Origin of the sequence: Paracoccus methylarcula, assembly GCF_003007735.2 — a bacterium.
GTDB classification, from domain to species: Bacteria; Pseudomonadota; Alphaproteobacteria; order Rhodobacterales; family Rhodobacteraceae; genus Paracoccus; species Paracoccus methylarcula.
The window spans coordinates 155850-179636 of the sequence record NZ_PXNQ02000003.1; the positions used below are offsets into that span (position 1 = coordinate 155850).

Annotated in this window: 23 protein-coding genes and 1 pseudogene; 15 read left to right on the plus strand and 9 right to left on the minus strand. The window is 63.6% G+C overall.

What is annotated here, in order from left to right:
• Positions 1 to 54: 54 nt before the first annotated feature.
• The 3 genes from A7A09_RS06245 to A7A09_RS06255 are packed head-to-tail and all read right to left on the minus strand — an operon-like array spanning position 55 to position 2843.
• Entirely contained in the window at positions 55 to 1164 is a 1110-nt protein-coding gene (locus A7A09_RS06245) for a pyridoxal phosphate-dependent aminotransferase (protein ID WP_106690569.1), read from the minus strand.
• Positions 1165 to 1202: 38 nt separating this feature from the next.
• Entirely contained in the window at positions 1203 to 1439 is a 237-nt protein-coding gene (locus tag A7A09_RS06250; protein ID WP_106690570.1) for an Lrp/AsnC ligand binding domain-containing protein, read from the minus strand.
• 33 nt (positions 1440 to 1472) lie between these two features.
• Positions 1473 to 2843, minus strand: a complete 1371-nt coding sequence (locus tag A7A09_RS06255) for an MATE family efflux transporter (protein WP_106690778.1) — start codon at positions 2841 to 2843, stop codon at positions 1473 to 1475.
• A 317-nt stretch (positions 2844 to 3160) separates the two neighbouring features.
• On the opposite strand from A7A09_RS06255, the gene A7A09_RS06260 reads away from it, so the two are divergent.
• The 6 genes from A7A09_RS06260 to A7A09_RS06285 all read left to right on the plus strand — a co-directional run bounded on the left by A7A09_RS06260 (position 3161) and on the right by A7A09_RS06285 (position 9948).
• Complete coding sequence (locus A7A09_RS06260; protein ID WP_170167030.1) at positions 3161 to 3637, plus strand: formate dehydrogenase subunit gamma; 477 nt, start codon at positions 3161 to 3163, stop codon at positions 3635 to 3637.
• Entirely contained in the window at positions 3634 to 5151 is a 1518-nt protein-coding gene (locus A7A09_RS06265) for a formate dehydrogenase beta subunit (protein ID WP_106690571.1), read from the plus strand. The genes A7A09_RS06260 and A7A09_RS06265 overlap by 4 nt, the downstream gene beginning before the upstream one ends.
• Positions 5148 to 8054: a formate dehydrogenase subunit alpha gene (gene fdhF, locus A7A09_RS06270; protein WP_106690572.1), complete on the plus strand. Its 2907-nt coding sequence runs from the start codon at positions 5148 to 5150 to the stop codon at positions 8052 to 8054. The genes A7A09_RS06265 and fdhF overlap by 4 nt, the downstream gene beginning before the upstream one ends.
• A gap of 4 nt (positions 8055 to 8058) precedes the next feature.
• Positions 8059 to 8883, plus strand: a complete 825-nt coding sequence (fdhD, locus tag A7A09_RS06275; RefSeq protein WP_436277786.1) for a formate dehydrogenase accessory sulfurtransferase FdhD — start codon at positions 8059 to 8061, stop codon at positions 8881 to 8883.
• Positions 8873 to 9073 carry a formate dehydrogenase subunit delta gene (locus A7A09_RS06280; RefSeq protein ID WP_106690573.1) on the plus strand — a complete coding sequence of 67 codons (201 nt, stop codon included), beginning with the start codon at positions 8873 to 8875 and terminating at the stop codon, positions 9071 to 9073. The genes fdhD and A7A09_RS06280 overlap by 11 nt, the downstream gene beginning before the upstream one ends.
• Before the next feature lie 104 nt (positions 9074 to 9177).
• On the plus strand, positions 9178 to 9948 hold the full coding sequence (locus tag A7A09_RS06285) for an ABC transporter substrate-binding protein (protein ID WP_106690574.1): 771 nt from the start codon (positions 9178 to 9180) through the stop codon (positions 9946 to 9948).
• A gap of 387 nt (positions 9949 to 10335) precedes the next feature.
• On the opposite strand, the gene A7A09_RS21025 is transcribed toward A7A09_RS06285, so the two are convergent.
• Positions 10336 to 10779 carry a hypothetical protein gene (locus A7A09_RS21025; protein WP_211341052.1) on the minus strand — a complete coding sequence of 148 codons (444 nt, stop codon included), beginning with the start codon at positions 10777 to 10779 and terminating at the stop codon, positions 10336 to 10338.
• A complete protein-coding gene (locus A7A09_RS21030; RefSeq protein ID WP_211341053.1) occupies positions 10761 to 11315 on the minus strand; it encodes a hypothetical protein in 555 nt (184 codons plus the stop codon). Before A7A09_RS21030 ends, A7A09_RS21025 begins: the two co-directional genes overlap by 19 nt.
• A 120-nt stretch (positions 11316 to 11435) precedes the next feature.
• Here A7A09_RS21030 and A7A09_RS06295 point away from each other — a divergent pair, with 120 nt between their 5' ends.
• The 5 genes from A7A09_RS06295 to A7A09_RS06320 all read left to right on the plus strand — a co-directional run bounded on the left by A7A09_RS06295 (position 11436) and on the right by A7A09_RS06320 (position 15680).
• Positions 11436 to 11891 carry an Lrp/AsnC family transcriptional regulator gene (locus A7A09_RS06295; protein WP_106690781.1) on the plus strand — a complete coding sequence of 152 codons (456 nt, stop codon included), beginning with the start codon at positions 11436 to 11438 and terminating at the stop codon, positions 11889 to 11891.
• Positions 11892 to 12212: 321 nt separating this feature from the next.
• The gene (locus A7A09_RS06305) at positions 12213 to 12632 is read left to right on the plus strand and encodes a GFA family protein (protein WP_106690576.1); all 420 of its coding nucleotides are present in this window, start codon (positions 12213 to 12215) and stop codon (positions 12630 to 12632) included.
• Positions 12633 to 12962: 330 nt separating this feature from the next.
• Entirely contained in the window at positions 12963 to 14501 is a 1539-nt protein-coding gene (locus tag A7A09_RS06310) for a sensor histidine kinase (RefSeq protein ID WP_106690577.1), read from the plus strand.
• A complete protein-coding gene (locus A7A09_RS06315; RefSeq protein ID WP_106690578.1) occupies positions 14498 to 15106 on the plus strand; it encodes a response regulator transcription factor in 609 nt (202 codons plus the stop codon). The genes A7A09_RS06310 and A7A09_RS06315 overlap by 4 nt, the downstream gene beginning before the upstream one ends.
• An 88-nt stretch (positions 15107 to 15194) precedes the next feature.
• A complete protein-coding gene (locus A7A09_RS06320) occupies positions 15195 to 15680 on the plus strand; it encodes a GlcG/HbpS family heme-binding protein (RefSeq protein WP_106690579.1) in 486 nt (161 codons plus the stop codon).
• 154 nt (positions 15681 to 15834) lie between these two features.
• On the opposite strand, the gene A7A09_RS06325 is transcribed toward A7A09_RS06320, so the two are convergent.
• The gene (locus tag A7A09_RS06325) at positions 15835 to 16695 is read right to left on the minus strand and encodes a D-amino-acid transaminase (RefSeq protein ID WP_106690580.1); all 861 of its coding nucleotides are present in this window, start codon (positions 16693 to 16695) and stop codon (positions 15835 to 15837) included.
• Between the two features lie 175 nt (positions 16696 to 16870).
• Here A7A09_RS06325 and A7A09_RS06330 point away from each other — a divergent pair.
• Positions 16871 to 17826, plus strand: a pseudogene (locus A7A09_RS06330) (L-malyl-CoA/beta-methylmalyl-CoA lyase).
• A 525-nt stretch (positions 17827 to 18351) separates the two neighbouring features.
• Here A7A09_RS06330 and A7A09_RS06335 read toward each other — a convergent pair.
• Both A7A09_RS06335 and A7A09_RS06340 read right to left on the minus strand, forming a co-directional pair.
• A complete protein-coding gene (locus A7A09_RS06335) occupies positions 18352 to 19239 on the minus strand; it encodes a TIGR02186 family protein (RefSeq protein WP_106690581.1) in 888 nt (295 codons plus the stop codon).
• On the minus strand, positions 19239 to 20153 hold the full coding sequence (locus tag A7A09_RS06340; RefSeq protein ID WP_106690582.1) for a sulfite exporter TauE/SafE family protein: 915 nt from the start codon (positions 20151 to 20153) through the stop codon (positions 19239 to 19241). Before A7A09_RS06340 ends, A7A09_RS06335 begins: the two co-directional genes overlap by 1 nt.
• 146 nt (positions 20154 to 20299) lie before the next feature.
• On the opposite strand from A7A09_RS06340, the gene surE reads away from it, so the two are divergent.
• From surE to A7A09_RS06355, 3 genes are read left to right on the plus strand one after another with little or no spacing between them, the layout of a single operon-like run.
• Positions 20300 to 21124, plus strand: a complete 825-nt coding sequence (gene surE / locus A7A09_RS06345) for a 5'/3'-nucleotidase SurE (RefSeq protein ID WP_106690782.1) — start codon at positions 20300 to 20302, stop codon at positions 21122 to 21124.
• Complete coding sequence (locus A7A09_RS06350) at positions 21121 to 21780, plus strand: protein-L-isoaspartate(D-aspartate) O-methyltransferase (protein WP_106690583.1); 660 nt, start codon at positions 21121 to 21123, stop codon at positions 21778 to 21780. Before surE ends, A7A09_RS06350 begins: the two co-directional genes overlap by 4 nt.
• A 36-nt stretch (positions 21781 to 21816) precedes the next feature.
• Entirely contained in the window at positions 21817 to 22974 is a 1158-nt protein-coding gene (locus A7A09_RS06355) for a LysM peptidoglycan-binding domain-containing protein (RefSeq protein WP_106690584.1), read from the plus strand.
• A 63-nt stretch (positions 22975 to 23037) separates the two neighbouring features.
• On the opposite strand, the gene A7A09_RS06360 is transcribed toward A7A09_RS06355, so the two are convergent.
• Positions 23038 to 23724: a hypothetical protein gene (locus tag A7A09_RS06360; protein ID WP_148043615.1), complete on the minus strand. Its 687-nt coding sequence runs from the start codon at positions 23722 to 23724 to the stop codon at positions 23038 to 23040.
• Positions 23725 to 23787 lie beyond the last annotated feature (63 nt).

Below are 23787 nucleotides of genomic sequence, written 5' to 3' on the forward strand. Positions count from 1 at the left end.
AATTCCTTCTTCTTCATGCAAATATCCATATTCCAACGATGCGGCACCCGCAGGTCAGCGCGCGCCCAGATCGGCAAGCGCAGGCGGCAGCGCCTCTGCCAGTATCTCGAGTTCCGCGGCAGGGGCGCAACTGACGCGTATGCAACGGTTCAACGGCGCGATGCCCGGCATGCGGATGAAGACCCCGTCCTCCTCCAGCCGATCGACAAGGGCGCGTGCAAACCTCCCGTCTTGTCCGGTATCGACCGCGACGAAATTCGTGGCCGAGGGCAAGGCGTTCATACCGTTATCCATCGCGATCCGGGCAATACCGTCACGGGCAGCGACGACCTCGCGCTGGACATGAACAAGCCAGTCCCGGTCGGATAACGCGGCCAGGGCACCGGCCTGGGCGATGCGGTTAACACCGAAATGGTTGCGGATCCGCTCGAAGCCCGCGATCAGGTCGGGATGGCCCATGGCATAACCGATCCGCGCGCCCGCCATTCCATAGGCCTTGGAAAAGGTGCGCATCCGGATGACGCGCGGATCATCGGCGGCGATTCGGGGAACCGCCTCCGCGGGGGCGAATTCGACATAGGCCTCGTCCAGAAGCAGCAGCGCGCCTTGGGGCAACTCATCCAGCATCGCCTCTATCGCGGTGCCGTCATGCCAGCTCCCCATCGGGTTGTCCGGGTTCGAGAGATAGACCAGCCGCGCATCGACCTGATGCGCGCGGGTGATCAGCGCCTCGAGATCCTCGCGGTCGTCGCGATAGGGCACCTTGTGCAGCACACCACCGAAACCCGCGACATGGTAGTTGAAGGTCGGATAGGCCCCCTCCGACGTCACCACGGCCTCCCCCGCTGCGACCATCAGCCGGACGAGCAGGCCCAGCAGCCCATCGATCCCCTCGCCGACGACGATACCCGCAGCCGGGATCTCCAGATGCGCCGAGAGCGCCTGCAGCAGGTCATGGCTGGTCGAATCGCCATATTGCCAGATCCCGGCCACGGCGACGCGCATCGCCTCGACAGCCTTGGGACTGGGACCGAAGCCATTCTCGTTCGCGCCAAGCCGGGCCGCGAAGGGACGTCCCCGCCGGCGTTGCAGCGTTTCGGGGCCGACAAAGGGAACGGTGGCAGGCAAGGCTGCAGGAATCGGAGCGAAATGAGGTATCTTCATGCCCCGAGACTCGTTCATTTCCGCCCGCCCCGCAAGCGTCAGAAGGCCCGGAAGGTCATCGTCGTCAACGTGCGGCTGATATGGGGAATGTCGAACAGACGCTCGGACAGGAAGCGGCCGACATCCTCGTCCTCGGGGATGTAGATCTTCGCCAGCAGGTCGTAATCCCCCGAGGTGGAGTAAAGCTCGCTGACGATCTCGCGATCATAAATGGCCTCGGCGACCTCATAGGTCTTGCCGGGTTCGCAGCGGAACTGAACGAAGACGGGACGCATGGCTGAGCTCCTGATGATCGATGCGGGCGCAGGTTAGACCGCCGGTTGCGTGCGGGTCCAGTCCCCCTGCGCATGGCCGCGCCAGAAGCGCAGCAGCAACAGGACGGCGGCGAAGGAAAGCCCGAAGACAAGCCCCAGCCACAGGCCCGGCGCGCCGATACCCGCGACGAAGGCCAACCCGTAGGCCACCGGCATCCCGATCACCCAATAGCTGAAACCCGCGATCCACATCGGCACCCGCGTGTCATGCACTCCGCGCAGCAGCCCCAATGCCACCACCTGCAGGGCATCGGTCAGTTGGAACAGCGCGCCATAGAACAGCAGCCCCGCGCCAATGGCGATGATCGCGGGGGCCTGCGGCTCTGCCGGGTCGAGGTAAAGGCTTACCAGCGCCTCGGGGAAAGCCAGGTAGATGGCGATGGCGGCCACTGCGACGGCCATGGACAATCCTATCACCGTCACTGCCGCATCCCGCATCCAGGCGGCGTCGCCCCGGCCCTTGGCCTGCCCGATCCTCACCGTCGCCGCGTTCGACAGGCCCAGATGCGCCATGAAGGTGATCGAGACGATCTGCAACGCGATCCCATGTGCCGCCAGTTCCTGCGTGCCGATCCAGCCCATCATCACGTTGGAGGCCACGAACAGCCCGCCCTCGGCTGTCATGGTCAGCCCGATCGGCCAGCCGAGCCGGGCCACAGCGAAGAAAGCCTGCCAGTCGGGGCGCCAGAATCGCTGGAACAGGTGATATTTCCGCGCCATCGGCAACCATTCGCAATAGGCAACCAGCATCACCAGTTGTGCCATCTGCACGCTGAGACTGGCGATTGCCGCCCCCCGCACGCCCAATTCGGGCGCGCCCAGATTGCCGAAGATGAGCAGCCAGTTGAGCGCGATATTGAGCGGCAATCCCACGACGGTGATCCACATCACCACCTGCGTCCGCTCCAGCGCGGCCAGGTAGGAGTTCAGCGTCAGCCCGGCCAGCATCGGCAACAGCCCCCAACCCGCGATGCGCAGGTAATCCTGCGCCAGCGCCGAGACGGTTTCCGTCTGCCCAAGGGCAAGCAGGATCGGCCGGGACCACCACATCAGCGGCATCGCCGCCAGTGCGAATATTCCGGACAGCCACAGTGCCATGCGGGTCGAACGGCGCGCCTCGGTCTCGTCCCCGCGCGCGATGGCGGTGGCGATCAGCCCCATCACGCCGGTGCCGAAACCCATGCCGAGGAAAAACAGGATGATCAGGAAGGAGGTCGCGATGACCAGCGCCGCCAGCGCCTCTACGCCATACCACCCGACCATGACCGTATCGCTGACGCCGATGGCCATGCGCGCCAGATGACTGCCGATCAGCGGCAGTCCAAGCGACAGCGTCGCGATGATATGCGGGCGATAGCGGCTCATCACATCGCCATAACCGCTCGCATGAGAGCAGGCAATCACGGAGATTGCGCATCGTGCAGAAAGCCGCTTTCCGCCATGGCCGAGCATATGCGCCGTCGATGCGGGATCGAAAGCAGGCCTCTCCAGATCGATCCGATGCCTGCCTCCGGCACGGCGACCGGGCCGCGGCTCTGTGTTGAGAAGCGCTGATTTTGTCGCATATGGCAGCAAGCTTCACATGACGATAGATGATTTCTATCAATCCACGAAACATCGATATTGATTTCACATGGACGAGTCGCTTTTCTTGCACAGTAAGCAAATTCGAAAGGCCAGCCATGCAAGTGAATGCGCCAGCGCCGACCGCAGAGGACATCCGTGCCATTGTTGCGCCGCTTGCCTCTTTGGAAGGGCCCCTCCTGCCGATGCTGCACGCGTTGCAGGACAGCTACGGACATGTGCCGCAGGCCGCCGTGCCGGTCCTGGCCGATATGCTGAATCTCGGGCGTGCCGAGGTCCACGGGGTCATCAGCTTTTACCATGATTTCCGCGATGCGCCTGCCGGCCGGCATGTGCTCAAGATCTGCAGGGCCGAGGCCTGCCAGTCGATGGGTGCCAACAGGCTGGCGGACTCCACGCTCAGGAAGCTGGGTATCGGCTGGCACGATACGACCAGAAATGGCGCGGTGACGGTCGAGCCGGTCTATTGCCTCGGGCTTTGCGCCTGTGCCCCTGCGGCGATGCTGGATGACCGGGTTGTCGGGCGCGTGGACGATGCCCGCATGGACAAGCTGCTGAGCGAGGTGGGCGCATGAAGATATATGTTCCCATGGACAGCGCCGCCAAGGCGCTTGGTGCCGACGAGGTGGCCGATGCGATCGCTCGCGAGGCCAAGTCGCGCGGGATCAAGGCCCGGATCATTCGCAACGGCACGCGCGGGATGATCTGGCTTGAACCGCTGGTCGAGATCGATCAGGGACAGGGCCGGGTCGGATACGGACCGGTCGCGCCCGAGGATGTGCCTGCGCTGCTGGACGGCAAGTTGGACAGTCTTGGCCCGGTCGAGGAGATCCCCTTCTTCGCCCGCCAGACCCGGCTGACATTTGCCCGTTGCGGCGTGATCGACCCTCTGGATCTGGACGATTACCGGGCGCATGGGGGATTGGCCGGTTTGCGCCGTGCCGCTGCCATGTCGCAGCCGGATATCATCACGGAAGTCACCGATAGCGGGTTGCGTGGCCGTGGCGGGGCAGGCTTTCCCACCGGCATCAAGTGGAAGACGGTGATGGAGGCCGAGGCGCCGCAGAAATATATCGTCTGCAATGCCGATGAAGGGGATAGCGGCACATTCGCCGACCGGATGATCATGGAGGGCGATCCCTTCACCCTGATCGAGGGAATGGCGATTGCCGGTCTCGGGGTCGGTGCGACCAGGGGCTATGTCTATCTGCGCTCGGAATATCCCGATGCGATCCGGGTGATGAACGAAGCCGTCAGGATTGCCCGGCAGAACAGCGTGCTGGGGCCGGATGTGCTGGGCTCGGGCCGCGCGTTCGACATGGAGATCCGCATGGGCGCCGGTGCCTATGTCTGCGGCGAGGAAACCTCGCTGCTAAACAGTCTGGAGGGCAAGCGTGGCGTGGTCCGCGCCAAGCCACCCCTGCCAGCGCTGGAGGGCTTCCTCGGCAGGCCGACCGTGGTGAACAATGTCATCAGTCTCGCCACCGTGCCGGTAATCTTCGAGAAGGGGGCACAGAACTATGCCGATCTCGGCATCGGGCGCTCGCGCGGGACCGTGACCCTGCAGATTGCCGGAAACGTCCGCCATGGTGGGCTCTTCGAGACCGGCTTTGGCGTGACACTGGGCGAGATCGTCAACGAGATCGGCGGCGGCACCGCCTCTGGTCGCCCGGTCAAGGCGGTGCAAGTGGGCGGGCCTTTGGGCGCCTATATGCCAGCCGACAAGTTCGACACGCCGACGGGTTACGAGGAATTCGACCAAAATGGCGGGCTGATCGGCCATGCCGGGCTGGTGGTGTTTGACGACAGCGCCGACATGTTGAAGATGGCCCGCTTCGCGATGGAATTCTGTGCCGTCGAAAGCTGCGGCAAATGCACGCCATGCCGGATCGGTGCGGTGCGCGGAGTCGAGACGCTGGACCGTATCGCCGAGGGCGACATGGCCGCGACGGAACTGCTGACCGATCTTTGCGAGACCATGAAGGATGGTTCCCTCTGCGCGCTCGGGGGCTTTACGCCCCTGCCTGTCATGTCCGCGCTGACCCATTTCCCCGACGATTTCGCCTGCCATAAGGAGGCCGCCGAATGAAGGATTTCATCATTCCTGCATTTCCGCCCGGTGACGACCGCGACATGGGCACACCGGCACGGGCCGGCGCGCCGGTCACGCTGACCGTCGATGGTTTCCCGATCACCGTTCCCGAGGGCACATCCGTCATGCGTGCCTGCGCCGAGGCGGGGATACAGGTGCCCAAGCTTTGCGCGACCGACAGCGTCGAGGCGTTCGGCTCTTGCCGCCTCTGCGTCGTCGAGATCGAGGGGCGGCGCGGCACGCCCGCCTCCTGCACGACGCCGGTGGCCGAGGGAATGGTCGTGCATACCCAATCTGACAAGCTGCGCCGGATGCGCAAGGGCGTGATGGAGCTGTATATCAGCGACCACCCGCTCGACTGCCTGACCTGCGCTGCCAATGGCGATTGCGAATTGCAGGATATGGCGGGCGCGGTGGGGCTGCGCGATGTGCGCTACAAGGCGCCCGAGAATGGCGGGCTGGCCAATCACTTTGCACAGCGCGACGGGGCCGGGCCAAATGCCAGCTATATCCCCAAGGACGAGAGCAATCCCTATTTCACCTATGATCCCTCGAAATGCATCGTCTGCTCGCGCTGCGTGCGCGCCTGCGAAGAGGTGCAGGGCACCTTTGCCCTGACCATCGAGGGGCGCGGCTTTGGCAGCCGGGTCAGCGCCGGGGCTGCGGGCGACGATTTCATGGCCTCGGATTGCGTCAGTTGCGGCGCCTGCGTGCAGGCCTGCCCGACCGCCACCCTGCAGGAGAAATCGGTGATTGAGCTGGGCACGCCCGAGCGCTCTGTCGTGACCACCTGTGCTTATTGCGGGGTAGGCTGCAATTTCAAGGCCGAACTGAATGGCGACGAACTGGTGCGCATGGTGCCCTACAAGCACGGCAAGGCGAACCGGGGCCATAGCTGCGTCAAGGGCCGTTTCGCCTATGGCTATGCCCATCACAAGGACCGCATCCTGAAACCGATGATCCGCGAGACCATCGAGGAGCCATGGCGCGAGGTCGATTGGGACGAGGCACTGGCTTTCGCCGCCGCGAAGATGCGTAGGCTGCAAGAGAAATACGGCCGCAAATCGATCGGCGTGATCACCTCTAGCCGCTGCACCAACGAGGAAACCTACCTGGTGCAGAAACTGGCCCGCGCCGTGTTCATGAACAACAACACCGATACCTGCGCCCGAGTCTGCCATTCACCCACCGGATACGGGCTGGGCAAGACCTATGGCACCTCGGCGGGCACGCAGGATTTCGACAGCGTGATGCAGTCCGACGTGATCATGATCATCGGGGCGAACTCGACCGATGCGCATCCGGTCTTTGCCTCGCGGATGAAAAAGCGCGTGCGGCAGGGCGCGAAGGTGATCGTGGTGGACCCACGCCGGATCGACATGGTGCGCTCCACCCATATCGAGGCGAGCCATCACCTGCCGCTGCGCCCGGGCACCAATGTCGCCATCGTCACCGCCATGGCCCATGTGATCGTGACCGAGGGGCTGCATGACGAGGCCTTCATCCGCGAGCGCTGCGATTGGGACGAGTTCCAGCATTATGCCGAGTTCGTCAGCGACCCGCGCCACGCGCCCGAAGCGATCGAGATGCTGACCGGCGTTCCCGCCGCCGATCTGCGTGCGGCGGCGCGGCTTTACGCGACGGGCGGCAATGGCGCGATCTATTACGGCCTCGGTGTGACCGAGCACAGCCAGGGCTCGACCACCGTCATGGGGATTGCCAACCTCGCCATGCTGACCGGCAATATCGGACGTGAAGGCGTGGGCGTGAACCCGTTGCGGGGCCAGAATAACGTGCAGGGCTCTTGCGACATGGGGTCCTTCCCGCATGAATTGCCGGGCTATCGCCATGTCAAGCTGCCCGATGTGCGCGAGATTTTCGAGCAGGCATGGGGCGTCGAGATCGATCCGGAACCGGGCCTGCGCATTCCCAACATGCTGGATGCCGCCGTCGAGGGCAGGTTCAAGGGGCTTTATTGCCAGGGCGAGGATATCCTGCAATCGGATCCCGACACCCATCACGTCGCGGCGGGGCTGGCAGCGATGGAATGCGTGATCGTCCATGACCTGTTCCTGAACGAGACGGCCAATTACGCCCATGTCTTCCTGCCGGGCTCTACCTTTCTGGAAAAGGACGGCACCTTCACCAATGCGGAACGGCGCATCAACCCGGTCCGCAAGGTAATGGCGCCGAAAAACGGCTACGAGGACTGGGAGGTGACGCAGATGCTGGCCAATGCGATGGGAGCTGGCTGGCACTATACCCATCCCAGCCAGATCATGGACGAGATCGCCGCGACCACGCCCAGCTTTGCCGGTGTCAGCTTCGAGCTGCTCGAGGAAAAGGGCTCGGTTCAGTGGCCTTGCAACGACACGGCGCCCGAGGGCACGCCGATGATGCATGTCGACGGCTTCATGTCGGGCAAGGGGCATTTCATGGTGACGGAATATATCGCCACCGATGAACGCACCGGCCCTCGCTTTCCGCTCCTGCTGACCACGGGCCGTATCCTGTCGCAATATAATGTCGGCGCGCAGACGAGGCGCACCGCTAACTCCGCCTGGCATTCCGAGGACATCCTGGAGATCCACCCGCATGATGCCGAACAGCGCGGCGTCAATGAGGGCGATTGGGTGCGGCTCGCTTCGCGCGCGGGCGAGACGACTTTGCGTGCGACACTGACCGAGCGCGTGGCAACGGGCGTGGTCTATACCACCTTCCACCACCCGGAAACGCAGGCCAATGTGGTCACCACCGATTTCTCGGACTGGGCGACGAACTGTCCCGAATACAAGGTGACCGCCGTGCAGGTCAGCCCGTCAAACGGGCCTTCGGAATGGCAGGAAAGTTATAACCGACAGGCCGAACTGTCGCGCCGCATTCTGCCGGCGGCGGAGTGATGCAATGAACCGCATGGAACCCTCCGGAACGGTGCCGACGACTCATGTCCGGGCGGGCGGCCAAGTTGCCACCCGCCGGACCTTACCCGAGGAAACTCCGGTGGCGATGGTTTATGACGGCACCACCCATGCGGTGATGATGGCCTCGCCCACCGATATCGAGGATTTCGCCACCGGCTTTTCCCTCACCGAAGGGATCGTCACCGGCATGGATCAACTCGCTTCATGCGAGACGGTTGCCCATGACAGGGGGATCGAGGCGCGAATGTGGCTCACCGGACCCCGCGCCGAGGCATTGAACGCCCGCCGCCGGACTCTGGCCGGTCCGGTCGGCTGCGGATTGTGCGGAATCGACAGCCTCGAACAGGCCACCCGGGCCCTGCCGGTCCTGCACCGGCAAGGCCCGGCCCTGACCGCCGAAGAGATCGCCTCCGCCACCGATCAGCTATGCGGCTGGCAACCCCTTCATGACCGCACCCATGGCGTTCACGCGGCGGGCTTCCTGTTGCCGGGCAAGGGCGTGATCCTCGCCCGCGAGGATGTCGGCCGTCACAACGCGCTCGACAAGCTTATCGGCGCATTGGCTCGGCAGGGGCTGGACGCGGAACTGGGCGCCTTCGCGCTGACCAGCCGTGTCTCGGTGGAGATGGTGCAGAAATGCGCCATGGCCGGCTGCACCATCCTGATCGCCGCCTCGGCCCCCACATTGCACGCCCTGCGCCTTGCCGAAGGCGCGGGAATAACGGTTGCGGGTTTCGCTCGCGGTAAAGAATTTGATCTATTTTCCCATCCCGAACGGTTAGAGGCCGAGTTTCGCCATGTCGCCTGAAAAGCTTGTCATGATGGCCAACCAGATCGCCCTGTTCTTCAGCACCCAGCCCGGAGACGCGGCTGACAAGATCGCCGATCACCTGAAGGATTTCTGGGGACCGGAGATGCGCGCGCAATTGCTGCAATATGTCGAGGCAGGCGGCGGGGGGTTGCAGCCCTCGGTCAGGGAAGCTGCGAAGCGGCTGTGAAACTCGCCCGTATATCACAGGTTCCGTAGCGTCTTGTCTGCGGATTCAGTTTCGGAAGGATATCGTCGAATGATACGCAAACTCATGCTGGGGCTGGCCGCCTGATGATTGGAACGGCCGCTCAGGCCGACGAGATGAAGATGGCCGTGACCACCTCGTTCCACAATTCGGGACTGGCCGAGGTGCTGCTGCCGGAAATCCGGAAGGATCTGGATCTCGAGGTCCAGCTGCTCGTCGTGGGCACCGGGCAGGCGATCAAGCTGGGCGAGGCCGGGGATGTCGACGCGATCCTGGTGCATTCGCGTGCGGCCGAGGACAAGTTCGTCGCGGATGGTTTCGGCACCCATCGGCGCGAGATCATGTATAACGATTTCGTCTTCATCGGCCCTGGCGACGATCCCGCCGGGATTGCCGATGACGAAAGCGCCGTCGAGGCCTTGCAGGACATCGCGTCGGCCGAGGCGAATTTCGTCAGCCGCGGCGACGACAGTGGCACTCACAAGAAGGAACTGGGCCTGTGGAAGGCTGCCGATCTGGATGTCGAGGGGGTCGGCGACTGGTATAACGCCGTCGGCAGCGGCATGGGTGCGGCGCTGAACACGGCGGCGGGGATGAACGCCTATATCCTGTCGGACCGCGCAAGCTGGTTGAATTTCGGCAACAAGGCCGATCTCGAACTGCTCTATTCCGGCGATCCGGAGTTGTTCAACCAATATGCCTATATCCCGGTGAACCCCGAAAAGCACGACCATGTGAAGCATGACCTGGCCGAAAAGCTGGAAGACTGGCTGGTCTCGGAGCGGGCGAAGGAACTGATCGACGGATACGAGATCAATGGCGAGACGCTGTTCGTCTTCAACGCCGAGTTGGAGTGAACCTGTCCGGCAGCAAGCGGCACGGATCGGAAGGGCGTAATCCTCTTTGGTCCGCCGCTGTGGATCTCGGCCCGCCCCCCGGGACAGCCTTGGCGGCGTGATCACCTTCGGGTCCCGCGCGGTATCCCGAAGCGTGGCCTCATGCCATCCGGGAAAAGGCCGTTCACGAAGCGGGCAAGCTTGGTCAGCTTCCCGCCCGGATCCCGGACAGCGGAGCCCCGGAAAACAGGCAGCGAGCGGCAATCTTCGTGCGGGTTTCTGCTGAAATCCGGGGACGGAGTTCCACCCTGGCCTCGCAAATGGTCCCTGTTCCGTCATTCGGCAGGAACGGACGCCACGGCACAACCAAACATAAAAGCAACCGTCCCGAATTTCTGATTCTCCGCTCTACAGACCCGCCACTCCATGTCGATTCCCGCGCGGGAACACCCATGCGAAAAAGGTTTCATCCGGGATCGAGCGTATGAGCTGCGCGATCAGGGCCGTTGCCGCGACCGCGAAGACAAGCCGCCCCACGAGCACGCCAAGAACATCCGCGCCCAGGGCCATCACGAGCAAGGTATCCTCGATGATGCTATGCGCAAAGCCCATGAAGACGCAGGAAATGAAGACCTGCCGGGGCGGCAGGTCGCCTGACCGCGCTTCGCGGATCAGCAAGCCGCCACCATAGGAGATGCCCAGGAACAGGCCGACGGCGGTGAACTGTCCCGTTTTGCCCCTGATCCCGGCCAGGCGCAATGCCGGGGCGAGAAGCTTCATCAGCAGCGCCATGAGGCCGATCAACTTCAGCACCTCCAGCCCCCAGGCAAGGGTCAGGAGAATGGCGAGCATGTAGAGGAGTGCCTCGACGAGTCCAGCCAGGAAACCCATCCAGTCGGTCGAGGCGCCACGGGTATCCAGGTCGGGTTCAGGGTTTCCGCCTGCCAGCCCGTTGCGGCAAGCAGATGGTGGAGGATCATCGCATAGACGATTGCACCGGCAATACGGATCATCGTGGTGACCGCGAATCCCGGCCCGGCCTTCCGGATGATCTTCTGCTCGATTGGCAGGCCATGCGCGATCAGGACAAGTGATGAAAACACGGTGATATCGGCCACGCTCATCGACTCGGCGGGCACCAGGGTGAAGATCATCGCGATCGCGCCCCATATCCCCACAAGCATTCCCGTCAGCCAGGCAAGGCCCAGTGCCGGCGGCAGCCCGAACAGCCCCATGACCGGCGCAAGGGCGGGGGCGGCAAGCTCGATCAACCCGGTCCGCGACATCACCTCGGTCACGATCGTGACCGGCACCATGATGCGCACCAATTCCCAGTAAATCTGCAATGTTTCCTGGGTCTTGTGGACGGCGAATCTGAATGCGGACATTTCGGCCTCCTCGCATTGTTGCCATCATTTCCTAACCCGGTCCCATTCGCATTTGTGGTCAAAGATTGCGCATCTTTGCAATTTTATTGCATGCTGGACCCCGCGATTTCGGAGATTTGGATGGATCGGATCGACAGGGAACTGCTGAACCTGCTGCAGCGCGACGCGTCGCGCACGAATGCCTACATGGCCGATGAGGTCGGCCTGTCCCCGTCAAGCTGCCTGCGGCGGATACGGCGGTTGCGTCAGGCAGGTGTCATTGACCGGATTGTCGCGATCCTGAACCCTGCCAAGGCCGGGCGCAGGCTGAGAGCCGTGGTGACCGTGGAGCTGAGGCTCCATGGTGAACCGAATACGCGGCAGTTTCTCGATCTGGCGGCGAGGGAAGAGGCGGTCACCCAGGCTCATGCGGTGACAGGAGAGGTCGATGCGATCCTGATGCTGCGCCTGCGCGACATGGAGGAATATGACGCGCTTTGTCATCGGCTGTTTCAGAACCGAACCAATGTTGCGCGCTACTGGACGATGATGGTGATCCGCACCGCCAAGGACGAAACCGCGATTCCGCTGGAATGATGGCTGGCCTGATGGGGCGGTATTCGGGAAAGAACGCCTTCGCCCTACCGCCCGAGCCTTTCGGTGAGCCCGGCGGAAATGAAATCCGCGGCAATTCTGACACGCTTGGGAGGAGATGCGCCGGGACGCACAAGACAGGTATCGATTTGCATCGCATGGGGATCGCGACACCATTGTTACTCACGCTCATCGGACAAGACCCGTAGCCTATCCGGGAGTGACCAGGCGCGGTGCTGTTGGGCATGACGTCCTTCATGAAACCGACCGTGGCTTGGTTCTCCGAACGAAACGCCAAACGTCCAGAATGACAGGAGCGAAGCGATGAACCAGGAAACCTACACAGGCGGTTGTGCATGCGGCGCCATCCGATACGAGGCGGCGGGCGATCCGGTCGCCGAACTTCACTGCCAGTGCCGGCATTGCCAGATGCGCAGCGGCACGGGCCATTCATCCTATGCGGTCTTTGCCGGAGCGGATGCGGTCACGGTGACCGGTGATCCGCAAATCTGGCGCATTGCCGGTGACAGCGGCAATGAAAAGCTCCACGCGTTCTGCGGGACCTGCGGCACGCCGACCCATGTCACCTTCGCGGCCAATCCCGAGATCACGGCAATCCATCCCGGCAGCCTGGATGAGCCGTCACGGTTCAAGCCGACGCTCATGACCTATGGCATCCGGGGGCTCGATTGGGACCGCTACGATCCGGAGCTGACCATCCTCGAGAAGGGGCCGCCAGCCTGACCTTTATTGCTGCCGGCGGAGCCCGACATGCGGTGACGCCGGCGGCTTCTTCGATATCGGGTGTTCGGATGACAGAAGGATCGGCAGCAGGCTGTAACCCGGTTTGCCCCCTACTCCCGATCCCCTCGCATGGGCGATGGCTCTGGCCACGACAATTACCTGCCCGCAACGGATCAGGCCGATTCCCGGGCCGGGGATAGACCCGGGATTCATCGGTGCAGACCCATCTGCATTCTATGGCCTTGCCCCGTAACAGGCACCGGGTAGGATATTGCAGCGTCGTCGTCGAGCATTATTCCGATCACGCGCATAAACTGCAGGAATGCGCCCATGACACGCAGCAACCGTCCCGTCCTTGAAAGCCCGCACAAGCTGATTGCCATCGGCTTGTTCCTGCTGCTTGCTTCAGCCGTCGTTCTGGCAATTGTCGAACGCAATGCGGTGATTGCCGAGCTGGAGCAGGAAAGCGCGGTTCTGCATCGTCTTGCCTCGCAACGGGTGGATCAGCACGATGCTCATTTGACGGCGCTCTCTGCACTCGCCACGGCGGCGGAAGGCGAGCGGCAGGATTTGTTCCTGGATGTTGCGGCGACCATTTCGCGCTTCTATCCGCGTATTGACGAGGTTCAGCTTATTCCTCTTGACCCGAATGACCGGATGATCGGCACGGAACCCATCGATCCGGCATTTGCCGATACCATCCGTTCGGCCGCCAGGACCTCGGACGGCAGCATCGCCTTGCTGCCGCATCCGGACAAGCCGGATCATTACATCATGGTCAAGCGCAGCCCCAATTCGGATGCTGCACGTTACGGCTTGATGCTTGGCATCGATACCGGAAAGCTGCTGGACGAGGCCGGGCCATTCTGGTCGCGATCCGGTGTCGCGCTTACCCTGTCCCTGCCGGACGGTCATCCGCTCTTCAAGCGGGGGGAGATCCCAGAGACATTGCGGTTTTCCAGGCCGCTCAGCAGCCCCTCCCAGCCCCTGCCGCTGGAAACGGGGATGAGGATCGGTTTTGCCGATCTGTTTCCTCCTGCAAGGACAGGCTTGACGCTTCTGGTTGTCGGGTTTGCCGGATTCGCGGCCCTGTCGATCCTGCGTCAGCGGGCGCGTACGCGGAGGGCCGTGGAACAGGCGCGGCTCAACGCATTGGAAACACGCCTCGCCCATGCATCGCGCGTCAACGCGTTGGGCGAGATGGCAAGCGGCCTTGCGCATGAAGTGACCCAACCGCTCACTGCCATTCTTGCGCAGGTTCAGGCTGGGCGGAGAATGCTTGGCCGGGGTGATACGGAGGCACTGGAACCGGTGCTTGACGATACCGTGACACAGGCACGCCGGGCTTCCGCCATTCTGGAGCGTTTTCGCAACTGGTCGCGTCCACAGAATGCGCCGAGATCGGTTTTTGATCTGCGCGATGCGATCAGGAACGTGGAAATCCTGCTCGCCCCGCAAGCCGCGTCGCATGATGTGCAGCTTGCATTCAGGCTGCCAGATCATCCCGCACCCGTCATCGCTGACCCGGTGGAAATGGAGCAAGTGGTATTCAACCTGCTGCGCAATGCGATTGACGCCACAGCCGATCGGGGTGGCGCGGCACGGGTGATCGTGGCCTTGCGGCTGCGGGAAAATGAAGTCGTCCTGGAGATTTCCGACAACGGCCCCGGCGTGCCGGCGGAGTTACGTCCACGCCTGTTCACACCATTCACCACGACGCGCACCGACGGCACGGGCCTTGGCCTTGCGCTGAGCCAGCGCCTGGTGGAGCGTGCGGGCGGTGAAATTGCCCTGGTGGACGGTGGAACGGGCGCGACTTTCCGGGTCGTTCTGCCGCGTGTCGAAGGGATAGCGGAGGCCGCGCAATGATACATCCCGTCTACCTCGTGGATGACGACGAGGCCGTGCGCCATGCGCTTGGCCTGCTCTTGTCCACGGTCGGCATCGAGGTCACGGGTTTCGCCGATCCCCAGGCATTTCTTGCCCAGGTGCCGAAACTCGCGCCCGGCTGCCTGGTCCTCGATATCCGGATGCCGGCAATCTCCGGCCTGAAACTGCAAGAGCGGCTGACCGCGCAAAACATCGACTGGCCGACCATCGTCATCTCCGGGCATGGCGACATCGACGCTTGCCGACGCGCCTTTCGCAACGGTGCGGTCGATTTCCTGTCCAAGCCGATCGACGAGCAGGATCTCATCGATGCCATCCAGAGAGGGCAGGAGGCGTTGGAGCAAATGTTGAACCGCCGTGCCGAAAAGGCGGAGACACTGGCGCTTTTGGCTTCGTTGACGCCACGTGAACGCGAGGTGCTCGACCGCATCGCCGAAGGTTTCACCACCCGTCAGATAGCCAAGGGGTTAGGCCTGTCTCCGCGCACCGTGGAAAGCCACCGGGCCGCCATCGGCGCCAAGTTAGGCACGACCTCACAGGCGGAAATGACGCGATTGTGGCTGGACGGGCATGAAACTCCGTAGAACTACGGAACCCGCCGTCAGATCTACGAATACCGGGTGTTCCCCGATTGCATTAGCTCTCTTTCCACAAACTGGAAAGGAAACCATCATGATCCGCAACCTCGTTTTCGCGACCGCAGTTCTGACCCCTCTGGCAGCCGCCGCGCAGGAGCTGCCCACCGCGCCTTACCTGCCGCTGGAACTGGCGACCCAGGCAGCGGACGCCGCGCTGAACGCCTGCATTGCCGAGGGTCATAATGTCAGCGTCGCCATCGTGGCGCGTGACGGTTCGACCAAGGTGCTGCTGAAAGCCGACAATTCCGGCCCCCACACCGCGTCGAGCGCAACCGGCAAGGCTTTCACTTCCGCCGCCATGGGGCGCGATACGGCTGGCCTCGCCGAGTTCATCGCCTCGCAACCCGCCAATGACGGGCTGCGCGACATGGATGCGCGGATGGTCATCCAGGCTGGCGGCCTGCCGATCAAGCTTGGCGATGCGCTGGTCGGTGGCATCGGTGTCGGTGGCGCACCCTCGGGCGATATTGACGCCAATTGTGCCATTGCCGGCCTGACCGCGATCGGAGCGGCAGAGTAGACCTGTCTCGGAAATCGGTGCGGCTCGCCTCGCTGCGGGCCGCACTTGCTCAGGGGGGAATAGATATGCCGGGAACATTTCCCGTTTGCCTGTGCCTGGCCGCGGCAAGCGCCGGACCTGCCGCCCATGGAGGCCGGAGGCAAATCCGGATGGATCAGATCGCCGTCTTGCGGCTCTCCTCCAGATAGATTTCGCGCAGGCGGGTTGCCACGGGACCGACCTTGCCGCCCCCCACCGATGTGCCGTCGATCTCGACCACCGGCATCACGAAGGCCGAGGCCGAGGTCACGAAGGCCTCCGCCGCCGCCTGCGCCTCGGCCAGGGTAAAGCTGCGTTCCTCGACCTGCATCTGCGCCTCGCGGGCAAAGCGCAGCACGGCGGCGCGCGTGATCCCGTGCAGGATGTCGTGGCTCAGTTCACGCGTGATGATCTTGCCGTCCTTGACGATGTAGGCGTTGTTCGAGGTGCCCTCGGTCACCTTCCCGTCCTCGATCAGCCAGGCATCGTCGGCACCGCGCGCCTTGGCCTCCATCTTGGCCATCGACGGGTAGAGAAGCTGAACCGTCTTGATGTCGCGGCGGCCCCAACGCTGATCCTCGACACTGACGATCTTCCAGCCGGTTCGGGCAGCCGGGGCATCCGCCAGGCCGGGCTTCGCCTGCGTGAACATGACCGTGGTCGGAACCGTTCCCTTCGGCGGATAGGCGAAATCGCGATCACCGGGATTGCCGCGAGAAACCTGCAGATAGACCAGCCCGTCGGTGATCCCGTTGCGCTCGACCAATTGCCGATGCGCGTCGAGATATTCATCCTCGGACAACGGGTTGTCCATTTCCAGCGCCTCAAGGGAACGGGTGAGCCGCGCCATGTGGCCAGCGAAATCCAGCAGTTTTCCGTCCAGGACGCTGACCACCTCGTAGACGGCATCGGCCATCAGGAAACCCCGGTCGAAGATCGAGACCGTGGCCTGATCCTCGGGCAGATATTCGCCATTCACATATACGGTCCGCGCCATGCCTTTTCCTCCGTTCCGGCCGATTTCCCCGGTCCTGCGCCGAAAGCGGCACAGCGTCAAGCACGACAATCCGACGGAACCGCAATGCTGCGGTGCAAAAACCCGGCTTGATGACCGCGAAGGGCTGCGCTAAACGGTCACGCAACATCGTTTCACCGAACGCCAAGGATTCGCAATGAGCTTTCGCCTTCAACCTCAGCCCCCTGCCCGCCTCAACCGCTGCCAATTGTTCGGCCCGGGTTCGCGGGTGGCACTGTTCGAGAAGATGGCCAAGTCCGATGCCGATGTGATCAATATCGATCTCGAGGATTCGGTCGCTCCCGACGACAAGGACAACGCGCGCAAGCAGACCATCCAGGCGATCGGGGATATCGATTGGGGCGACAAGACCCTGTCGGTGCGGATCAACGGGCTGGACACGCCCTGTTGGTATCGCGACGTGGTGGACCTGATGGAACAGGCAAGCGAACGCCTTGACCTGATCATGATCCCCAAGGTCGGCAACGCCTCGGACATCTACGCAGTCGATGCGCTGGTGACCGCGATCGAACGCGCGAAGGCCCGTGAAAAGCCGCTTGGCTTCGAGGTCATCATCGAAAGCGCCGCAGGCATCTGCCATGTCGAAGAGATCGCCTCGGCTTCCCCGCGCATGCAGGCGGTCAGCTCGGTGCCGCGGATTTCGCCGCCTCGATGGGCATGGCCACGACCGGCATCGGCGGGACGCAGGAAAATTACTACATGCATCGCGAGGGTCAGAACTACTGGTCCGATCCGTGGCATTGGGCGCAGGCCAAGATCGTCGCGGCCTGCCGCACGCATGGGGTGCTGCCCGTCGACGGCCCCTTTGGCGATTTCAGCGACAAGGAAGGCTTCATGGCCCAGGCCCGGCGCTCGGCAACCCTGGGGATGGTCGGCAAATGGGCGATCCATCCCAGCCAGATCGCCCTGGCCAACGAGGTCTTTTCGCCATCGGACGAGGCCGTGACCGAAGCCCGTGAAATCCTTGCCGCGATGGAAGAGGCCAAGCGTTCCGGCGCCGGAGCCACGGTCTACAAGGGGCGGCTGGTCGACATCGCCTCGATCAAGCAGGCAGAGGTGATCGTGCGCCAGGCCGAACTGATCCGGAAGTAATCACCATACCCGAGCAGGCCCGGTTCAGTGGAGGGAACCGGCCTGCGACCCGGGAGGGCGCGGGCCCGTGGAAACACGGGGCCCGCTGCGTTTCGGTTGACCGCCCCCCCGGAATGGGATCCGCGGAACCGGCCGGAGGGAGTTGCGACAGGATGCGTGCGTTGCATCGGCACGCCAACGCAACACATAACCGCTTCAGCCAGCAAATGCTGGGATTTCGACGGCACAGCCCGTACACAGCCCGTACACAGGTAGCGCGCGTTGCGTGATGAATTACGGTCATTCGTTCGAGTCACGCGGTATGCCAAGCTGTAGCCGGAAACTATCGCGCAGAGTTTAGTACGAAAAACATACTGAGGCAGCCGATAGGGACCGCCACCTTGTCACGAAACTCGATGCGCCCCTTCTTCTTCATGCAACATATCCCCGGGGGGCGCCGGGGGGCAGGCAGCCCCCCGGCCATCGCGGGACGCAAACCATTCCCTTTCCCGGTCGGGTCCGAAACCGGACCACCCAACATACGATTCAGGCGCGGCGCAGCTTGCGGAAAGCGGCAGAGGCGCCCCATCCGGCGATCACGGCAACGGCAAGCGACATCAGCCCGTAGATCAGCGGCTGGTCGAAGGCCAAGCGATAGAGCCAGCGTTCAAGGCCGACCTTGCGCACCTCGATCGGTGCGCGATAGACATCCATGACCTGCCCATCGCGCAGCAGGAAGATCCGGGTCTTGTAATCGCCCTCGATCAGGTTGGCGGGCAGGCGCACATCGGCGCGGAACAGCGTCTGGTCAACCAGCTTCACACTTCCCTCATCGAGCCGATACAGCCCGTTGCTCTCGCGCAGGCGGATCAGTGCCTCGGTAAAAGGCACCGCGTCTTCGACGGCCAGTTTCCCGGCATAGGCCCTGAGCGCCAGCGGCAAGGATATCCGGTAGCGGCGATCCCAATCCTCTTGCAGGATGTCATTCATCGGCCCCGAGGTCGCAACGGCGTAGAACCCCGGCGCGGCACCGATCTCGACTTTCTCGGTGTTGATCCAGATGCCCGCCTTGCGTTCCTTGCGCCAGATCGTCAGCGGACGCGAAGGCGCCTCGACAGTGACGATGATCTGCAATGGCGGGCCGTCCGGGATCGGCGTCTCGCGCTTGATCGCGCCATAGATCAGGATCTCGGAGCCGTCGAAACTCGCCGTGATCGCCACCGAGTCCCTGGACAGCCCGGCCACGACCTGCTCGGCCGGTTGCTCCTTGCGCTTGGCGATCGCGGCGATCACGCGCTGCCGCTGTGACGGGTCCGGGAATGTCGGAATAACCTCGCCGGTTTCGGAAACAGGCGCCGGCTCTTCGCCCGTCTGCGCCACCGCCGGTCCTCCGGTCAGCCACAGCGCCAGAAGGACCGTCAGGACTACCCGCATCACCGCGCCTCCGTGGTGATCGAGTAAAGCTCGTCCGGACGCAGGAACAGATCCAGCGCCAGCTTGCCGCAGACCAGAAGCACCAGCAGCGCCAGCAGGATCCGCAACTGCTCGGCCCTCAGGCGCGCGCCCAGGGTGGTGCCGATCTGCGCGCCGATCACCCCGCCCACGATCAGCAGAACGGCCAGCATGATATCCACGGTATTGTAGCTGACCGCATGCATCACCGTCGTGAAGGCGGTGACGAAGGTAATCTGGAACAGCGAGGTGCCGACGACGACCTTGGTCGGCACGCCGAGCAGGTAGATCATCGCGGGAACCATGATGAATCCGCCGCCCACCCCCATGATGGCGGCCAGCACACCGACGGCCACCCCGACCAGCAGCGGGGGAATGACGCTGATATACAGCCCCGAGGCGCGGAACTTCATCTTGGCGGGCCAGCGATGCACCCACATATGCTGGTGCGACCGCTTGCGATAGGTGGGATTCTTGGACCGGCGCAGCGCGCGGATGCTTTCCTGCAGCATCATCGCACCGATCAGGCCCAGGAACACGACATAGCAAAGCTGCACGACCAGATCGACCTGCCCGACTTCCTGCAGGATGGTGAACACCCACACACCCAGCCCCGATCCGACCAGGCCGCCAGCCAGCAGCACGCCCCCCATCCGGAAATCGACTGTCTTGCGCTTGACATGGGCGAGCACGCCGGAAACCGAGGATGCCACGACCTGGTTGGCGCCCGTGGCCACGGCGATGGCCGGGGGGATGCCGATGAAGAACAGCAGCGGCGTGATCAGGAAGCCGCCGCCCACGCCGAAAAGCCCGCTCATCAGCCCGACAAGGCCGCCAAGCCCGACCAGGGTGAAAGCGTTGACGGATACCTCGGCGATGGGAAGAAAAATCTGCATGTCACGCGCTATCGGGCAAGTTGCCTCAGGATGCAACGGCGGGCCGTTCGCGTCAAACCACTTTCGGTCAGCCGCCAATGGGTTGAAGCCCATCCGGCACAGGGATAAGCAGGGAGATGAAACAACAGCGCGTGAACGGAACCGCAATGCGCATTCTCATCACCAATGACGACGGCATCAACGCTCCGGGCCTGGAGGTGCTGGCAGAGATCGCCGCCGAGATCGCCGGTCCCTCGGGCGAGGTCTGGACCGTGGCCCCCGCTTTCGAGCAATCCGGGGTGGCGCATTGCATCAGCTATTCGCATCCCACCATGGTCGCCCGACTGGAAGAGCGCCGATACGCGACCGAGGGCAGCCCCGCCGATTGCGTGCTGGCCGCGATTTCGGACGTGATGGCCGACGCCCTGCCCGATCTGGTATTGTCCGGGGTGAACCGTGGCAATAACGCAGGCGAGAACGCGATGTATTCCGGCACGATCGGCGGCGCGATGGAGGCGGCCTTGCAGGGACTCCCGGCTGTCGCCCTGTCGCAATATCTGGGCCCCGAGACCGTCGGCCTGGCCGACCCCTTCGAGGCGTCGCGCCGCCATGGTGCGGCGGTGGTGCGCCAGCTACTGGATCATGGCGACTGGAATTCGAGCGACGATTTCCGGCTGTTCTACAACGTGAATTTCCCCGCGAAACCGGCCTTGGGCGTGCGCGGCATCCGGGTCGCCCCACAGGGGCGGCGGAAGGATTCGCGTTTCAGCGTGGTGCCCTATACAGCGCCGAACGGCAGGCGCTTCATGTGGGCCCAGGGTGGATCGCAGCAGGCTCCGGCCAACGAGGGCAGCGATGTGGCGATGAACATGGCGGGCTTCGTGTCGGTCACGCCGATGCGGGCCGACCTGACCTGTCACGCCTCGCTGGAACGGCTCTCGGAGGCGCTGGACCGGGACGGCCAATTGCAGGAGGCCGATCCAGTCAGATGAGCGACGAGGATCATCAGGACAGCCCGGCGGAACGCAAGATGCGCTTTCTTTTCCAGTTGCGCTCGCGCGGGGTGACTGATCCCCGTGTCCTGGCGGCGATGGAACGGATCGACCGCGGCATCTTCGTGCGCGGGCAATTCGCGGACCGCGCCTATGACGACACGCCGCTGCCCATTCCCTGCGGCCAGACGATCAGCCAGCCCTCGGTGGTCGGGCTGATGACACAGGCGCTCAATCCGGGGCCGCGCGACACGGTGCTGGAGGTGGGCACCGGTTCGGGATACCAGGCGGCGGTGCTGGCCGGGCTGTGCCGCCGCGTCTATACCGTCGACCGCCACCGCCGGCTGGTGCAGGAGGCCGAGGCGATCTTTCACGATCTCGGGCTGCCGAATATCACCGCGCAGGTGGCCGATGGTTCTCGCGGGCTGCCCGACCAGGCGCCCTTCGACCGCATCCTGGTGACTGCTGCGGCCGAGGATCCGCCAGGTCCGTTATTGGCACAGCTCAAGATCGGCGGTATCATGGTGGTGCCTGTCGGGCAGTCGGACGCGGTGCAGACATTGATCCGCGTGACCCGGTCCGAAACCGGGTTCGATTACGACGAGCTGCGGCAGGTGCGGTTCGTGCCGCTGGTCGAGGGGTTGGGCCAGACATGACCCCCGGCCGGGCAGTTACAGGTTAAGGATATCGGAATGAGCAGAAATTTCAGGCTTCTGGCCAGTGCGGCAGGGACAATCGCGCTGCTCGCGTCCTGCGGCCCCAATGGATTTGATCCCGATCTGCGTGGCTGGGTTCCCGGTGCGCTCAACACCGCCGATGCGGCCGCCAAGGCCGTGCCGCGCCCGAATCCCGACAGTCGCGGATTGATTTCCTTCCGCGATTACCAGGTTGCGGTGGCCAAGGCGGGCGATACCCCGGCCAGCATCGCGTCGAGATTGGGGCTGGGGGCGGATGAACTGGCGCGTCACAATGCGTTGCCCGCCAACGCCTCGTTGCAGCGAGGGGCTGTTCTGGTCCTGCCGCGCCGTGTTGCGGGCGGAACCCCGGTCCAGGGCGGCATCGTCAGCAGCACCGGGCAGGTCACCGATCCGTTCGCGGGTCAGGGCATCGCCAAACCCGATGTGCCGGGCCGTGACAAGGGCGCCGCTTCAAGCCAGCAAACCACGGCCAAGGGCCAGCAGCCCCGGCAGCACCAGGTCGCCTCCGGGGAAACCGCCTGGTCGATCGCGCGGAAATACGGTGTCAATGTCCAGGATCTCGCCTCGTGGAACGGGTTGCCATCCGATATGCGGCTGCGGGTCGGTCAGAGGCTGATCATCCCGGTGGCCGGTCAGCCTGCGCCCAACGCCGCGCAGGCCACGACGCCTCCGGGTTCCGGCAGCCCGACCCCGCGTCCGCCTTCCGCCGCCCAGCCCCTGCCGGATGAGGATACCGCGCCCGCTTCGGAGCCCGGCCCCGAAGCCGACGCTCCGGATCTTGGCGCAACCCGGACCGCGGCCTCGGGCAACGGGCGTTTCAACATGCCTGTCTCGGGCTCGATCATCCGCGTCTACGAGAAGGGCAAGAATGACGGGATCGACATTTCCGCACCAAGCGGAACACAGGTCAAGGCGGCGGGATCCGGGAAAGTCGCGGCGATCACCCGCGACACGAAAGGCGTGCCAATCGTCGTCGTCCGGCACGATGACGGGTTGATGACCGTCTATACAGGGCTGGACGGGCTGAATGTTTCCAAGGGAGACAGCGTCAGCAGCGGGCAGGCGATGGGAACAGCCGGAGAGTCCGGCGTGGTCCATTTCGAGGTCCGCCGCGGATTCGACAGCGTCGATCCCGAGGGTTACCTGCGCTGACCGCAGGTCAATGACCGGCCATATGGTTTTCGCCAGGATGGCCGGTCGAGCGGTTTTCTCGCTTCAGACGCGATCGAACTGATCCTCGACCGCCGCTGCGATCTCACGCCGGATGACGATCCGCAGGTTGCGAGAGAAGCGTTGGCCAAGCTCTCCCTGCAGCTCGCCCTGGATCATTTCGCGGATCTGGCTGCGAACGCCCTTGACCTCATCTTCGATGATCGGACCGAAAAGCGATCCAAGCCCGCCGGGCGTCAGCGCCTGTTCCTTGTCCTGCGCGCTGTCGGACTTGACCAAATCGTCGAGGCGCAGGTCAACCTTCTCTGCGATTCCGCTATCGGAGAACGGTTTGAGTTCTTCTGCCGTCTGCATCTGCTTTTCCTTTCCTATGTCAGTGACGTCATCCACGGCACCCGCATCCGACGGGTGAGCGTTGCTGCTCTCATCGCTTTGCGATGAAGTGCTTCTTTCGGCAGTTCTGGAAGAATCCGGTGACTCTTGCGGCGCTGCGACGGGGTTGCCAATATCATCGGGTCGCATGTCGTCAGCGATAGCCGGCGGTTCAGGGAGGGCGGCGAGCATATCCCGGACCGACGCCTTCTTTCCCGGCCAGAGGCGCTGACCCGGGTTGGCACTCTTGTCCAAGTCGCCGGTCGAGCCGCCATGCGGCAGGTCTGCCGTCGCCTCGGCGTGATCATTGGAATACCGGGATGCGGCCCGTTTCTGCCGCCTCGACAATTTCATCGCCAACCCGATTCTGCGGGGAACCCCGCCAGTAACCGTGTTTCAGCCATGGGTCACCCCCATGGCCGA